A 14,594-nucleotide genomic window follows, 5' to 3' on the forward strand; every position below is an offset into this window, starting at 1 on the left:
GCCAGTGACAGCCCGATCGCGGTTCGCTTTGCTGCCGTACAAGCTTTCGGCGTCATCCCGAGCGCAGCGAGGGATCCTTGTTTCAGGCGGCGAAGAAAGATCCCTCGCTTCGCTCGGGATGACACGGCTGAAAGAAGATCGCCAATGTGGCTCATCGCGGCGCGATCGTCACACGGCCCATCGCGGTGCGGCCGTAGAAGCGCGGCGCATACATGTCGGAGACCTGCGCGGCGGGAAGGGCGAAGCTGCCCGGCGTGACGGCGCGCGCGATGTAGGCGACGTGGAAGCCGTAGCCGGGCATTTCGCCCGGATAGTCCCACCAGTTGCGGTAGGGCCGCTTGCCGAGGTCGAAGGCGGCGAAGAAGCGGTCGTCGCGCGCCTCGGTGATGCGCGTCGGCGTGAGCTCCGACAGGAACGGGAAGGATTTGACCGTGTCGTCGTTCAGCACCGATTCGATCTCCAGTCCCGCCGGCAGGAGGTCGAGCAGCACCGCCTCGTGGTAGCCGCCCTCGAGGTTGCGGCCGTCGAGCGAGACGATGACGCGGTCGTTCTGCCGAAGATGCGCGAGGTCGGCCGGCTGGCCGTCGAGCGTGTAGTAGCTGCGCTCGACCGAGAGACCTTGCGCCGCGGCCGGCTGCGGATCCTTCGGCACGCCGCGGGCCGTGACCTGCAGCCAGACCGGCTTGTCGCCGTCGTTCCGTATGTGCAGGCCGCGCGCCAGTGACGCGGCATCCGGGTTGAGCACCGCCGGCTCGCTGGTCGACTTCTTCGACTGGCCGTCGACCGAATAGGCAAGCTCGCCGCCACCGCCCAGCGCCCTGGCGGCCAGCACAAGCCAGGCCTGCTCCTGGGTCGTGGTCTGGTCGACACGCGCCGCGAGACGCTCGCGTACCGAGCCCACGACCGCGGCCAGACCCTCGCGGCCGGCCGCCTCCGAGGCGAGCGCCAGCAGGCCGGCCCGGTCGCGCAGCGACGAGCCGTAGTAGTCGTGCGGATCGCGGTCGTTGAGGTGGCTCTGCGCCATGCCGAAGGCGAGCCGCGCACGGCCGGGCTCTCCCACGAGATTGAGCGCGGCGGCGAGTTGGGCCCAGGCCAGGCCGCCGCGGATGTCCTTCGCGTGCGTGTCCTGGAAGTAGCGGACTCGGCCGGGATCGGCGAGACCTGCCTTGGCCAGCACGTACCAGGCATAGGCCTGCGCGTTGGCCGACATCTTCTCGGCCGAGCGGTTGAGCCAGGTGAGGCCGCGTTGCAGCGAGGCGGCCGGCACCGCCATCTGATGCTCGCGCGCCCGCACCAGGAAATCGAACGCATAGACCTGCAGCCATTCCGCCGCCGGCGTCGAGAAGGGGCCCCACATGCCGAACGAGCCATCGCTCATCTGCATGTCGACGATGCGATAGATCGCATCCTGCACGCGATCGGCGATCCTGGGATCGGCCGGTCCGTAACCGAGCAGGGCGACGTCGTTGTAATAAAGCAGCGGCAGGGCGCGGCTGGTCGTCTGCTCGATGCAGCCGAAGGGATACTTGTCGAGCGCGCGCAACAGCGCCGCCACGTCGATTCCCGGCACGCGCGACAGCGCCACGCTGACCACCGGCGTTCCGGCGGCGAACCCCGATGTCAGCTCGCGATCGACGACGAGCTCGCGCCCGGGATCGAGCTGCGTCACGGTGTCGACCGCGCTCGGCGTCTGCGCCGCCCGCACCTGGATGTCCCAGTCGCGGCGGACCGAGAAGCCGTTCGGCCCGGAAACGGCAACGGCGACCTTCCCCAGCCCCGTCTCGCCCGCATGCAGGGGCCAGGTGGCGAGAACGCGCTGGTTGGCCTCGAGATGGCGCGTCTGTGCAATCTGTCCATCGAACGACACCGAGCCGCTCGCTTCGAGCGTGACCTTGTAGTCGCCGGGCGCGCCCTCGACATTGTGCAGCGACAGCGCGAGCCGCCCCCGGTCGCCCGGTGCGAGGAAGCGCGGCAGGACGACGTCGGCGGTGACGGCATCGCGCACGATCAGCTTCGCCTCGCCCGAGCCGACCTTGTCCTTGTCGTAGGCCACGGCCATCAGCCGGAGCTGGCCGACGAAGTCGGGAATATCGAGCGCGATCTTGGCGTCGCCCTTGTCGTCCAGCTTCACCGGCCCGCTGAACAGGGCCACGGTGCGCGTCGGCACGATGTCGAGGCCGCCGATGTCGCCCGAGTCGCCGCCGCTGCGGATGCGTCCCAGGTCGTCGGCGCGCGTGTCGAGCAGGCGGCCATAGTCGTCGCGCATGTCGAGGCCGAGACGGCGCTTGCCGAAGTAGTATCCGGCCGGATCGGGCGTGCGATAGCGCGTGAGCTGCAGGATGCCTTCGTCGACCGCGGCCAGGGTCACGAAGGCTGCCGGTCCCTGTGCATTGGCGACATGGATCGGCACCTCGATCCTCTGCCGCGGCTCGACCTTCTCGGGGGCGTCGAGCCGGACCGCGAGCGTGCGCGGCGCCGGGTCGAGGCCGAGCCAGACCGCACCGACGGCACGTGTCGGCGTGTGGTTGGACGGCGTGGCCAGCGGGCGCCAGGCTGTCACCAGCGCGTAGACGCCGGCGCCCCATTCGGCCTTCACCGGCACCTCGACGGTCGTTCCTCCCGGCGCAACCTTTGCCATGATGGTGTCGACGATGCGGTCGGTGGCGATGGCGATCAGCGCCTCGCCGGCGAACGGCGCTTCCAGCCGGACCTTCGCCGTATCGCCCGGCTTGTAGCTCTGCCGGTCGCTCGCGACCTTGAGCATGTCGGGGGCGGGCTCGCTGTCGTCGCTGCCGCCGTACCAGCCGACATAGAAGCTCATGCTGCTCGCCGCCTGGCTCTCGCGGTCGCCGACCGTGAGCTTGTACGAGCCCCAGGGCAGCCGCCGCGACAGGCGCACCGGCTTCCCAGCGTCAAGGGCCAGCGTGTCGGCGGCGACGGTCCGCTCGCTCACGATGGTCTGCCAGTGCCATCGCCCCTCGCTCTGGTACCATTGGTAGGAATAGGTGATGCGCTCGATCTTGTAGTCGACCGCGGCGCGCGGGATCTGTTTGCCCTCGGCGTCGACCGCGACGAGGTCGAACTCGGTGTCGGCGCCTTCCGTGGCATAGCGGCCGTCGAAGGTCGGGCGGATGCCGATATAGACGTCGCGCGTGCGCAGCGGCAGGGTCTTGTCGGTCTTGGTGGCGCGACCGTTGCCGGGCTCGAACACCCGCACCTCGACCTGTGCCTTGAGCGGCAGCGCCGTGTCGGGAACCTTCTCGCCCGACCATTCGAGCGTCGACTTGCCCTTGTCGTCGGTGTCGGGCGCGGTGAGAGTGATGAGCGGCGGCTCGAACTTGCGCTTCGCATTCTCGAGACCGAACGTATAGGGGATGAAAGCAGGGAAAGGCTGATCGTCGATGCTGACGCGCAGGTCGCTTTCGACCGTGAGGCCCGCGGCCGGCGCACCATAGAGGAAGTCGGCGGCGATCCTGAAACTGTTGGTCCTGCCCGTACGCAGCAGCGGCGCGTCGGTGTCCAACTCGACCTTGAGCTTCTCGGGCACGAAATCCTCGACCGAGAACTCGACCCGGCCGACCGGCGGCGCCTTGGGATCGATGCTGGCGGTCACCGACCAGCGGCCGCGGCGCGAGGATTTGGGCAGCGGGATTGCCTGGTAGAGCGCGCCCGAGGCGCCGAGGGCGAGCGTGTATTTGGTGAACTCGGTGCCATCGGGCCGCTTCACCGACAGCGTCACCGGGATGTCCTTCAGGGCGTGCGCCGCCTCGTCACGCAGCATCGCCATGAGCTGGACCGTCTCGCCCGGCCGATAGACGCCGCGCTCGGTATAGAGGAAGGCATCGACCGGCCCAGGCTGGGCGCGGCCGTCGACGCCGCGGTCTGAAAGGTCGAAGGCCGCCTTGGTGAGTTCGAGGCGCGAGAATTCCTGTTTCGCCGGATCGGTCACCATGACGGCGACCGGCTCGGCGGCGCCGCGACCCTTCAGGAGACCGGCGGCGAAGGTCGCGCGCCCGTCGGCGGCGGTGACGGCCCTGGCAATGGGCTCGTTGCCGCGCGAGAGCAGGGTGACGTCGAGGCCGGGCAGCGGCGTGGCGCTCTGCAGCGAGCGCGCGAACACGTCGAGGCCGTCGCGGCCATCGAAGGTGGTGAGCGCGATGTCGGTATCGACCACCCACATGCCGGCCAGGGCGCCCCTGGGCATGTCGTCGTCATAGTCGCTGCCTGCTTTCGGCGGCGGCTGGGCGGCGTCCCACACCACGACGAAATAGGCACCGGGCTTCCAGCCCTCGATCGTCTCACGGATCGGGAAGGCGGTGACCGAGGCCTGGTTCAGGACGTTGCGCACCTCCATGGTTCCGCGCCATTGCAGGGTGCCGTTGTCGCCGTTCAGCCACGAGCGCAGCGTCCAGCCTTGCGTCGTCGGCTTGCCGCCGGGGAAGTTCGAATCGGCATACTCGCTGATGAAACGGTCGAGGCCGCGCTCGTTCACGCGATAGACCGCGATGCCCACTTTGCTGACGTTGACGGTGGTGACCGGCAGGCCGACGGCAGCGCCGCGCGGCAGGATGAAGCCGCGGCCGGGCAGCGACACCACCGCGGGGCGGGCGCCGAGCGCCACATCGACCTTCTGCTCGGCGTCGAGCTTGCCGCCGTCCCTGGCCGGCAATCCCGCGAGCAGCCGCACCGCGTAGTCCCGGCCATAATCCAGGCCGCCGATGCAGAGCTTGTCGTCCACGACGTGCAGCGCCGTCTTCGCCTCGGGCGCGATGCGGACATAGTCCTCGTACCGGACCGAGCCGGTGCCGGCGAGCGGCTTGTTGAAGAAGAGGCAGGCCTCGCCCTCGACCTTGGAGCCGTCGATGCCGAGACGCCGGTAGGCAAAGGGCTCGTCCGGCGCGGCGGCGGGCTTGGGCAGGGCCACGGGCGCCGTGTCTGCGCTGTTCGTCGCGGTCGGCGGCGTCGACGCCTTGGCAGGCGCCTCGGTGGACGCGACGACCGGCGGGGAGGGACGATCGATCGAGTCGCCAGGTCGGCCGATCAAATAGCCCGCGATGCCCGAGCCCAGCATCAGGACGACCACCAGGGCGACAAGGGTCGATCGCGACATGAATATACTCCCCTACAATATGACTCGAAACTTTATCGCGTCGATTGTGGAAGCGCTGTGGGTGGGAGCAAGCCCGCTGTGAATAAAGTCGCGCTGTGGCGCGGAGGACACGCCTGCTAATCAGCGGCCATGGTCCTGCACCTCATCAAGCTCGCGGTCGGCGTCGACGATCTGGCCCACATGAAGAAGCTCCAGGCTGCCCGCCGCAAGCAGCGCCGGCAGGGGCCGCGCTCGCCGCACTGGGTCTATACGCGTCACATGCCGCGCCGGACCGAGGAGCTGCTGGCCGGCGGCTCGCTCTACTGGGTCGTGCGCGGCGTCATCCGCTGCCGCCAGGAGCTGGTGGGCTTCGACGAGGACTTCGACAAGGAGGAGGCGCACAAATACTGCCGCATCAAGGTGAGGCGTGCGCTGATCCCGACTGCGCCGCAGGCCTGCAAGGCGTTCCAGGGCTGGCGCTACCTCGATCCCGACCGCGCCCCGCCCGATCTCGCCGAGGGCGATACCGGCGACATGCCGATCGAGATGGCGGCCGAGCTGAAGCGATTGGGGCTGCTGTAGGCTTATCGGAGCGCCACTGGAACAAGAGACAAGAGCAGGCGCTCAGCCAGTGTCGTGTCATCCCGAGCGCAGCGAGGGATCTTTTGCAGCGCCGGCAAAGGATCCCTCGCTTCGCTCGGGATGACACGGCCTTGCCAAAAGTACTTCTTCATCCACGAGGGTCCGCTCCTGGCCGGTGACGAACTGCATGAGCGCCGCGGGAGCGCGCCACTCCCTCGAGGTCACCGGTTGGTGAGCTTGAGCTCGATGCGCCGGTTGCGGGCGTTGTCGGTGGCCGAGATCGGCTGGTACTGGCCATAGCCCGCGGCCACGAGGTGGTCGTAGGGGATGCCCTGCTTGTGCAGGAACTTCACGACCGCGATCGCGCGCGCCGCCGACAGCTCCCAGTTGGAGGGAAACTCGGCCGTGTTGATCGGCTTGGTGTCGGTGTGGCCGTCCACCTGCAGCACCCACTGGATGTCCTTCGGGATCTTGGCGCCGATCTCGAGCAGGCGCTGGGCGACGCTGGCGAGCTGCTTCTCGCCGCCGGGCTGCAGGTCGGCGGAGCCCGAGGGGAACAGCACTTCCGACTGGAACACGAAGCGGTCGCCCACGATCTGCACGTCGCGCTGCCCCGCCAGCGCCTGGCGCAGCTTGCCGAAGAACTCGGAGCGGTAGCGCGCCAGCTCCTCGACCTTGCTGGCAAGCGCCCGATTGAGCTTCTGGCCGAGATCGACGATCTGCGCCTGCTGGTCCTTGGCCTTGGCGTCGGCGGCGTCGAGCTGGGCGCTGAGCTTGGCGAGCTCGTCCTTCACCGACGCGAGCTCGGCGGCGAGCCGCACGATGTTGGCTTTCTGCTCGGCCGACAGCTTCTCCTGGTCGCTGAGATCGGAGAAGAGCTTGCCCTTCTCGTCGTTGGCGGCGGCGAGCGCCGCGGCGAGCCGCGTCATCTCGAGCTTCTGCCGCTCCGACTCCTTCTGGAGGTCGAGGCTCTTGTCTTCCGCCACCTTGGCCGCCTGCTGCAGCGCCACGTTCGAGGTGCTGAGCTTGTCGCGCTCGGCCTTGAGCTGGCTGATCTGCAGGGTGAGCGCCGCCACGTCCTTCTGCAGATCCTCGGCCGACTTCTTCTGGAAGGAGAGCTGGTCGGCGAGCGTGCTCACCTGGCGGTTCAGCGCATCGATCGCCGAGTCGCGGTTGGACACGGCGTTCGACAGGGTGAACTGCGCCACGCTGAAGACCGAGATCAGGAAGATCATCACCATCAGGAGCGTGGTGAGCGCGTCGACATAACCCGGCCAGGTATAGTCGGCGGCGCCGGCGCGGCGGGCGGAGATGGCGGCCATGGCCGATCAGTCCTCGCCCGGCCGGTCGGCCGGCACGGCGGCGAAGGAGTGGCCCGGCGAACGGGCGAGTGCCACGGTGCGGGCCAGCAGGCGCAGCTCGCCGCGCAGCTCCTCGGCGAGCGTCGCCCGATCGCGCGCGCTTTCCTCGACCAGGCGGGCGAGGTTGGTCTCGATGTTGCGTCGATGCGCGGCGATGGCCTCGCGGTCGGCGTCGGGCACGCGCTCCGCGAGCCGCGCCAGCGCACCCCGCACCTCGTCGGCCTGGCGTTCCAGGCGTTCCTCCATGTTGCGCTGGTGCGCGGCCATGGCCTGCCGGTCGGGCTCGGGCAGGGGCCGCTGGACCAGCCGGTCGACGGCGACCTGCAGCTCCTCGATCACGCGCGGAAGCTCCTCCGACGCGGCGGCCCGGTCGGTAAGGCGCGTCACGGCGCCGCGCAGCTCGATCGCGAGCTCGGTGAAGCGGGCCAGCAGCGTCTGCTGGGTGCGCACCGTCTCGGCAAGGGCGGCCAGCCGCTCGACGAGCGTGGCGTAGCCGGCCACGGTGGCCTGCCGGCTGTCCTCGATGCGCTTCAGGGCGCGGACGAGACCGTCGACTCCCTCGGCATTGCGTTCGAGCAGGGCGCCGATATAGGCCGGCACGGTCCCCGGGCGATCGCCGGCGGCGAAGGCGGGATCGGACAGGCTGGTGGCGCGCGCCAGCCATTCCTCGAGCTCGATGTGGAAGCGGCCCTGGGCCTGGCTCGCCTGCAGCTCGAGGAAGCCCAGCACCAGCGAGCCCGAGAGGCCGAACAGCGAGGCGCCGAAGGCGGTCGACATGCCCTTCAACGGGCCTTCGATGCTTCCCTGCAGCATCGAGAACATCTTGAGCGGATCGCCGGCCGAAACGTGCAGGTTGGAGATCGCGTCGGCGACGGCGCCGATCGTCTCCAGCAGGCCCCAGAAGGTGCCGAGCAGGCCGAGGAAGATCAGCAGCCCGATCAGGTAGCGCGCGAGCTCGCGCCGCTCGTCGAGCCGGGTGGCGATGCCGTCGAGCACGGCGCGGGTCGCGGTGGGCGAGAGGCGGAAATCCTGCCGTTCGCCCAGCATGGCGGCCAGCGGTGCCAACAGGTTGATCGACTCGGTAGGCACAAGCGCGGCCTCGACATCGCGATGCTGGTAGCGGCGCATCCAGTTCACTTCGGGCCAGAGCAGGATCACCTGGCGGAAAACGAAGAAGATGCCGAGCAGCAGGACGCCCATGATCACGCCGTCGAGGATCGGCGTGTGCAGGAAGACCCGGATCAGATCCTCGTGCAGGACATAGGTGAGGCCCGCCACCGCGACGAGGAACAGCAACATGCGGATGAGGTAGGGGAGAGGGGTGCTCATGGCATCGGCTGCAGGATGGCAGGCAAGAGAGTGTCACACGCCGAATGCATCGATATCGACCGAGGCCGTGGGCACAACCGATTGCCTTTCAAGGCGTTTTTTCTCCTCCGAGCATACTCAATGCAGACTGACGCCTCAACCGGCGAGGCCGAGATATCCGCAACCTGCGAGAGGGCGATGGCGATAGTAGGGCGGACGATTCTGGCTGTCGGTCGAAGAGCTCTCTAAGCTTGCGCCCACAAGACGGAGGAGATGCCAGGATGGCGGCCAGATGGACCGGAGCTTTGGTCTTCGCGGCGCTTTTGGGGCTATCGACGGCGGCGCCGGCGGCCGACATCGCGGGCATGCGGGCGGCCATCGATCGCGAATTCGACGCCCAATATTCCCACATCGACGCGCTCTACAAGGACATCCACAGCCATCCCGAGCTCAGCTTCCGTGAGACTCGCACGGCGGCCAGGCTTGCCACCGAGATGCGAGGCCTGGGCTTCCAGGTGACCGAAGGCGTCGGCAGGACGGGCGTGGTCGCGATCTATGAGAACGGGCCCGGCCCCATGGTGATGGTGCGCACCGAACTCGATGCCCTGCCGTTGCAGGAGAAGACCGGGCTTTCCTATGCCAGCACGGCCAGGCAGCTCTGGCGCGGGGCCGAGACTCCGGTCGCCCACGCCTGCGGCCACGACATCCATATGTCGGTGTGGGTGGCGGTGGCCAAGACCCTTGTCGACATGAAGGACCGGTGGAGCGGCACGGTCATGTTCGTGGCCCAGCCGGCGGAGGAGGGTGGCGGCGGCGCGAAGGCGATGATCAACGACGGCCTCTTCACGCGCTTCAGGAAGCCGGACTACGGCTTCGCGCTGCATGTAGGTCCCGGACCCTACGGCCACGTCTGGTATCGAGCGGGTGCCATCAGCTCCACCTCCGATGGTCTTTTCGTGCGCTTCCTCGGCAAGGGTGGCCACGGCTCGCGCCCGCACGTCACGATCGATCCGGTGATGATGGCGGGGCATTTCATCGTCGACGTGCAGAGCGTGATCAGCCGCGAGAAGGATGCCGCGAAATTCGGCGTCGTGACGATCGGCTCGGTGGAGGCCGGCCATGCGGGCAATGTCATCCCCGATGCCGCCGTGCTGCGCGGCACCATCCGCTCCTACGACGAGGCGACGCGCGCGAGGATGATCGAGGGCGTGGAGCGGACGGCGCGGGCCGTGGCCATGATGGCCGGCGCGCCGCCGCCCGAAATCAAGATCACGCCCGGGGCGAAGGCGGTCGTCAACGACGCGGCCCTTGCCGGGCGCAGCGGTGCGGTGCTGAAGGCGGCGTTCGGCGACAAGGCTGCACTGGTGTCGCATCCGGGCGCGGCCAGCGAGGACTACTCGGAATTCGTGCTGGCCGGCGTGCCGTCCTTCTACTTCGCGCTCGGCGGCCTCGATCCCAAGGAGATCGCCGAGGCGAAGGCGAACCACACGCAAGTGCCGGGCAACCACTCGCCGGAATTCGCGCCCGTCCCCGAGCCCACGATCCGCACCGGCGTCGAAGCGATGAGCCTCGTCGTGCTGGATGTGCTGCAGAAGAAGTAGGAGCCAGACGCCAGGGAGTCTGCGCGCCGCGGCCTACTTCAAGGCCTCGACCATGGCGTCGCGCAGGCTGGCGTTGGTCGCCAGCAGCGACGGGCTGCCGAGCGCGTAGGGCTGGCCGGCGACGTCGGCCACCATGCCGCCCGCCTCGCGCACCAGCAGCAGGCCGGCCGCGACGTCCCACGGGGCGAGGCCGAACTCGAAGAAGGCGTCGAAGCGGCCCGCTGCCACGAAGGCGAGGTCGAGCGACGCCGCGCCCCAGCGGCGGATGCCGGCGGTTCGGCCCATTGCCGTCTCGAGCCGGCGCAGATAGTCCGGATGGTCGCCGCGGCCGATATGCGGGATGCCCGTGGCGACCAGGGCGCGCGCCAGCTCCTTGCGGCCCGACACGCGCAGGCGGCGCGAGCGTGCGTTGGGCGTGTCGATGAAGGCGCCGTTGCCCTTCTCGGCCCAGAACAGCTCGTCGGAGATCGGCTGGTATATGACGCCGGCGATGATCTCGCCGTCACGCTCCAAGGCGAGCGAGATGGCGAAGTGCGGCACGCCGTGCAGGAAGTTGGTCGTGCCGTCGAGCGGATCGGCGATCCAGCGGTTGCGGCCGTCGCCCCTGGTCTCGCCGCCTTCCTCGCCCAGGAAGCCGTACTCGGGCCGCGTGCGGGCAAGCTCGGCGCGCAACGTCCGCTCGGCCTGCAGGTCGGCGCGGCTCACGAAATCGCCCGGACCCTTCTCCGACACCTGCAGGTGCTCGACCTCGCCGAAGTCGCGCTTCAGAGACTTGGCGGCCGCGAAGGCGGCGCGGATCATCACGGTGATGGTGGCCGAGCGCGGCGCGAGCGACCGCCGCTCGGGCGGCCCCGAGCGCTCGCGGCCGACATTCAGCGGCGCGCGGCCGACACGGGCGACGGGCTGGTCGCGCTGGGGACGATCGGGGGGCGACGCCATCGGACTGGTCAGTCCTTGGCGCGTTCCATGTAGCTGCCGTCCTCGGTGTTGATCACCAGCTTGGTTCCGACCGCGATATGCGGCGGCACCATCACGCGGATGCCGCCTTCGACGACGGCCGGCTTGTAGGACGAGGAGGCGGTCTGGCCCTTCACCACGGCGTCGGCCTCGGTGACGGCGAGCGTCACGGTCTTGGGCAGCTCCACGCCCACCGGCGTTCCTTCGTAGGTCGACACCACGACCTCCATGCCGTCCTGCAGCCAGCGCGCCTGGTCGGGATCGAGCACGTCGTTGCCGATGGTGAGCTGCTCGAAATTCTCCTTGTCCATGAACGTGTAGCCGTTGTCGTCCTTGAACAGGAAGGTGCACTCGCGCTCGTCGATATGGACGTGCTCGATCATCTCGCCCGAGCGGAAGCGCTCCTGCAGCTTGTTGCCCTCGCGCAGCGCCTTGGCCTCGATCGACACGAACGCGCCGCCCTTGCCGGGCGTGATGTGCTGCACCTTGGCCGCCACCCAGAGCTTGCCGTTGTATTCGATGACGTTGCCGGCACGGATGGAATTGACGGGGACTTTCATGGCCTTACCCGGACTTGCCGCTCGCGGCGGATGGAATGGAATGCGGCCTCGTCCGCGGAACGCGGGGCGAGGCCGGCGGCGGGCTTTTATCAAAGCCCGGCTGGAGCCGCAACCGGGCCCGAGCCGCGGCTCAGAGGCCCAACGCGGCCTGCTTTTTCTTCGGCAGCGCCGCGGCGATCACGGCATGGGCGCGGCGGAGATAGGCCTTCATTTCTGACGTTGTCAGGATGGCCGGGTCATCCATCGCGACCCACTTGGCGCGGGCAAGATAGGGCGCAGGCCTGAAGCCGTCGCAGCGGCTCAACGCCTCGTAGTGCTCCTCCGGGCATTTGAAGCAGACCCGGCCGACCGAATGCTCGCGCGGCGCGATCAGGCAGAACATCCTGCCGCCCACCTTGAAGACGGTCACGCCCTCCCACTGCACGGTGCGCGTGGCCGCCGGCAGCGAGGCGCAGAACCGGTCGATCTCCTTCGGCGTCATCGCGCCACCCTACACGCCGGCCGTGGCGCGTGCGATGGTCGGGCATGAACGAGTGGCGTCCCGACAAGCTCGCCCGGCGTCTGCCCAACCTCCAGGCGCGCGCGCGGCTGCAGGCCGCGATCCGGCAATGGTTCATCGACCAGGGCTTCGTCGAGGTCGAGACGCCGATCCTGCAAGTGGCCCCCGGGGCGGAGGTGCACCTCTCGGGCTTCGCCACCGACTGGGAGACGCCCGACGGCGAGGAGGAGCAGGTGCGCTGGCTGCACAGCTCGCCCGAGTTCGCCATGAAGAAGCTGCTGGCCGGCGGCCTGCCGAAGCTCTTCCAGTTCGCGCGCGTGTTCCGCAACGGCGAGGGCTCGGCGCTGCACCATCCCGAGTTCACCATGCTGGAATGGTATCGCGCCGGCGCGGGCTACGAGACACTGATGGAGGATTGCGCGGCGCTGCTGGCGCTCGCCGGCGTGCGCGAGCTGCGCTGGGAGGACAATCGCTGCGATCCGACGGCCACGCCCGAGCGGCTGACCGTGGCGGAGGCCTTCGACCGCCATGCCGGCGTCGATCTCCTGGCGACAGTGGGCAATGGAGAGAAGCTCGCCGGGCAGGCGGGCATCGCCATGCACGCCGACGATACCTGGGACGACGTCTTCTTTCGCATCATGTTCGACCGCATCGAGCCCAAGCTCGGCATGGGACGGCCGACGATCCTCTGCGAATATCCGATCACCATGGCGGCGCTCGCCCGGGCCAAGCCGGGCGATCCGCGCGTCGCCGAGCGCTTCGAGCTCTATGTCTGCGGCGTCGAGCTCGCCAACGGCTTCGGCGAGCTCACCGACCCCGCGATCCAGCGCGCGCGATTGCAGGCCGACATGGACGAGAAGGAGCACCTCTACGGCCTGCGCTGGCCGATCGATACCGACTTTCTCGCCGCCCTCGACCACGGGCTGCCCGCGAGCAGCGGCATCGCGCTCGGCTTCGACCGTCTGGTGATGCTGGCGACCGGCGCTGCGCACATCGAGGACGTGCTGTGGCTCCCGGTCCGCTGATCATTGGACCGCGCGCATCCTGCGCGCCTGCCCTGAGGTCATCCGAAGGGCTCATGGGCGGGCTGGAAGCCCGCGGTCCTATGACGGTGCGGCGAGCAGCGTGTTGAAGGCGCGTACGGCGGCTTCGGGGCCGTCCTTGTGGTTCCAGATGCCGCTTCCCACCGCGAGGAAGTCGGCGCCGGCCGCGACGAGGGAGCGGGCATTGTCGGGGGTGATGCCGCCGGTCGCCACGCAGGGGATCTCGAACAGGCCGCTCCACCATTCGATCGTCTCGAGGTCGGCCGCATCGAAGGCGACATAGTCGGCGCCGGCGTCGGCGGCCTCCATCGCCAGATGGCGGGAGGCGGGGCAGGCGACGCCCACCTGCCGCTCGCGGCCGACGATGCGGCGCGCCTCGGCATAGGCCTCGACCCGGACCTGCACGCCATCGGCGTCGAGCTTCAGTGCCAAGTCGGGCCGATCGGCGAGCATGAAGGCCACGCCGCGTTGCTGGCAGATCGGCCGTAGCGTGTCCGCCGTCCGTGCGATCGCCGCATCGTCGGCCTCCGCCAGTCCCAGCAGGAAGGCCGCCACGTCGCCGCCCGCGAAGGCGGCGCGCATCTCGTCGGCGAAGAGCGTCGGACGATCGATGCGCGGAGGCGAGACGAGGTAGAGCCGGCAGCTCTCGGCGGCCGGCACGGATTACATCTTGCCCTGGTAGATGCCGATGATCTTGTCCAGCATGTCGAGCGCCTCCTCGCGCGGGCGCTGGAAGGTGTTGCGGCCGATGATCGAGCCGTTGGCGCCGCCGTCACGCAAGCCGCGGATCTCGGTGAACAGCCCCTCGAGGTCCTTCGCCTCACCGCCCGAGAAGACGACGATGCGCCGGCCGTTGAAGGTCGCCTGCATCACGTGCTTGATGCGGGCGGCGAGCGTCGAAATGTCGATCTTGGCCTTCTCGAATGCGGCCTTGGCCTCCGGCTGCCACAGGACGCTGGTCGGCGGCTTCACCTTGATGACGTGCGCGCCCAATAGCGCCGCCATATGGGCGGCATAGGCGCAGACATCCATCGCGGTCTCGCCCGCCTTGTCGAGCTTGCCGCCACGCGGATAGGACCACATGACGACGGCGAGGCCGACTGCCTTCGCCTCCTCGGCGAGCTCGCGGATCTCCTCCATCATCTCGTACTGGTCTTCCGAACCGGGATAGATCGTGAAGCCGATGGCCGCGCAGCCGAGCCGCAGTGCGTCGTGCACTGAGCCAGTGACGGCCTGGTCCTTGTTGGTCGAGAGGGAATTGGCGCTGTTGAGCTTGAGGATGGTCGGAATCGCACCCGCGAAGGTATCGGCGCCAGCCTCGAGCGCACCGAGCGGAGCCGCATAGGCGTTGAGGCCGGCATCGATGGCGAGCTGGTAGTGATAATGCGGGTCGTAGGCCGGCGGGTTGGGCGCAAAGGAGCGGTCGGGGCCGTGCTCGAAGCCTTGATCGACGGGCAGGATCACCATCTTGCCGGAGCCGCCCAGCCTGCCGTGCATCAGCATGCGGGCGAGGTTCGCCTTGGTGCCGGGGCAGTCGCTCTCGTAGTTGTCGAGGATCTTCTTCACGGTGCGGGTGATCTTCACGGGCTCGCTC

Annotated in this window: 11 protein-coding genes; 3 read left to right on the plus strand and 8 right to left on the minus strand. The window is 68.8% G+C overall.

Annotation, left to right across the window (positions count from 1 at the left end; genetic code table 11):
* Positions 1–151 precede the first annotated feature (151 nt).
* Complete coding sequence (locus tag OJF58_RS21665) at positions 152–5,110, minus strand: alpha-2-macroglobulin (RefSeq protein WP_300779840.1); 4,959 nt, start codon at positions 5,108–5,110, stop codon at positions 152–154.
* 129 nt (positions 5,111–5,239) lie between these two features.
* On the opposite strand from OJF58_RS21665, the gene OJF58_RS21670 reads away from it, so the two are divergent.
* Positions 5,240–5,671 carry a DUF1489 domain-containing protein gene (locus OJF58_RS21670; RefSeq protein WP_300779841.1) on the plus strand — a complete coding sequence of 144 codons (432 nt, stop codon included), beginning with the start codon at positions 5,240–5,242 and terminating at the stop codon, positions 5,669–5,671.
* Between the two features lie 221 nt (positions 5,672–5,892).
* On the opposite strand, the gene OJF58_RS21675 is transcribed toward OJF58_RS21670, so the two are convergent.
* Together OJF58_RS21675 and OJF58_RS21680 are read right to left on the minus strand one after the other, a co-directional pair.
* Entirely contained in the window at positions 5,893–6,993 is a 1,101-nt protein-coding gene (locus tag OJF58_RS21675) for a peptidoglycan -binding protein (RefSeq protein WP_300779842.1), read from the minus strand.
* Between the two features lie 6 nt (positions 6,994–6,999).
* Positions 7,000–8,361, minus strand: coding sequence for a hypothetical protein (locus OJF58_RS21680; protein WP_300779844.1), 1,362 nt, complete (start codon positions 8,359–8,361; stop codon positions 7,000–7,002).
* 260 nt (positions 8,362–8,621) lie between these two features.
* Between OJF58_RS21680 and OJF58_RS21685 the strand changes: the two genes are divergently transcribed.
* Positions 8,622–9,941 carry an amidohydrolase gene (locus tag OJF58_RS21685; RefSeq protein WP_300779845.1) on the plus strand — a complete coding sequence of 440 codons (1,320 nt, stop codon included), beginning with the start codon at positions 8,622–8,624 and terminating at the stop codon, positions 9,939–9,941.
* A gap of 33 nt (positions 9,942–9,974) precedes the next feature.
* Here OJF58_RS21685 and OJF58_RS21690 read toward each other — a convergent pair whose 3' ends face one another.
* From OJF58_RS21690 to OJF58_RS21700, 3 genes are all read right to left on the minus strand, one after another.
* Positions 9,975–10,742 carry an inositol monophosphatase family protein gene (locus OJF58_RS21690; protein ID WP_300785352.1) on the minus strand — a complete coding sequence of 256 codons (768 nt, stop codon included), beginning with the start codon at positions 10,740–10,742 and terminating at the stop codon, positions 9,975–9,977.
* Positions 10,743–10,888: 146 nt separating this feature from the next.
* Positions 10,889–11,458 carry an elongation factor P gene (gene efp / locus OJF58_RS21695; RefSeq protein WP_300779846.1) on the minus strand — a complete coding sequence of 190 codons (570 nt, stop codon included), beginning with the start codon at positions 11,456–11,458 and terminating at the stop codon, positions 10,889–10,891.
* Between the two features lie 130 nt (positions 11,459–11,588).
* Positions 11,589–11,939 carry an MmcQ/YjbR family DNA-binding protein gene (locus OJF58_RS21700; RefSeq protein WP_300779847.1) on the minus strand — a complete coding sequence of 117 codons (351 nt, stop codon included), beginning with the start codon at positions 11,937–11,939 and terminating at the stop codon, positions 11,589–11,591.
* 44 nt (positions 11,940–11,983) lie between these two features.
* On the opposite strand from OJF58_RS21700, the gene epmA reads away from it, so the two are divergent.
* The gene (epmA, locus tag OJF58_RS21705; RefSeq protein ID WP_300779848.1) at positions 11,984–12,982 is read left to right on the plus strand and encodes an EF-P lysine aminoacylase EpmA; all 999 of its coding nucleotides are present in this window, start codon (positions 11,984–11,986) and stop codon (positions 12,980–12,982) included.
* A gap of 78 nt (positions 12,983–13,060) precedes the next feature.
* Here epmA and OJF58_RS21710 read toward each other — a convergent pair whose 3' ends face one another.
* Positions 13,061–13,660, minus strand: a complete 600-nt coding sequence (locus OJF58_RS21710; protein ID WP_300779849.1) for a thiamine phosphate synthase — start codon at positions 13,658–13,660, stop codon at positions 13,061–13,063.
* Positions 13,661–13,663: 3 nt separating this feature from the next.
* Entirely contained in the window at positions 13,664–14,584 is a 921-nt protein-coding gene (locus OJF58_RS21715) for a class I fructose-bisphosphate aldolase (protein WP_300779850.1), read from the minus strand.
* Positions 14,585–14,594 lie beyond the last annotated feature (10 nt).

The organism is Enhydrobacter sp. (assembly GCF_030246845.1).
Taxonomy (GTDB): Bacteria; Pseudomonadota; Alphaproteobacteria; order Reyranellales; family Reyranellaceae; genus Reyranella.

Excerpts from the sequence above, each read along its gene's own strand:
- efp (WP_300779846.1), bottom strand. The coding sequence starts at position 11,458 with ATGAAAGTCCCCGTCAATTCCATCCGTGCCGGCAACGTCATCGAATAC.
- OJF58_RS21680 (WP_300779844.1), bottom strand. The coding sequence starts at position 8,361 with ATGAGCACCCCTCTCCCCTACCTCATCCGCATGTTGCTGTTCCTCGTC.
- OJF58_RS21700 (WP_300779847.1), bottom strand. The coding sequence starts at position 11,939 with ATGACGCCGAAGGAGATCGACCGGTTCTGCGCCTCGCTGCCGGCGGCC.
- OJF58_RS21690 (WP_300785352.1), bottom strand. The coding sequence starts at position 10,742 with ATGATCCGCGCCGCCTTCGCGGCCGCCAAGTCTCTGAAGCGCGACTTC.
- epmA (WP_300779848.1), top strand. The coding sequence starts at position 11,984 with ATGAACGAGTGGCGTCCCGACAAGCTCGCCCGGCGTCTGCCCAACCTC.
- OJF58_RS21670 (WP_300779841.1), top strand. The coding sequence starts at position 5,240 with ATGGTCCTGCACCTCATCAAGCTCGCGGTCGGCGTCGACGATCTGGCC.
- OJF58_RS21685 (WP_300779845.1), top strand. The coding sequence starts at position 8,622 with ATGGCGGCCAGATGGACCGGAGCTTTGGTCTTCGCGGCGCTTTTGGGG.
- OJF58_RS21665 (WP_300779840.1), bottom strand. The coding sequence starts at position 5,110 with ATGTCGCGATCGACCCTTGTCGCCCTGGTGGTCGTCCTGATGCTGGGC.
- OJF58_RS21675 (WP_300779842.1), bottom strand. The coding sequence starts at position 6,993 with ATGGCCGCCATCTCCGCCCGCCGCGCCGGCGCCGCCGACTATACCTGG.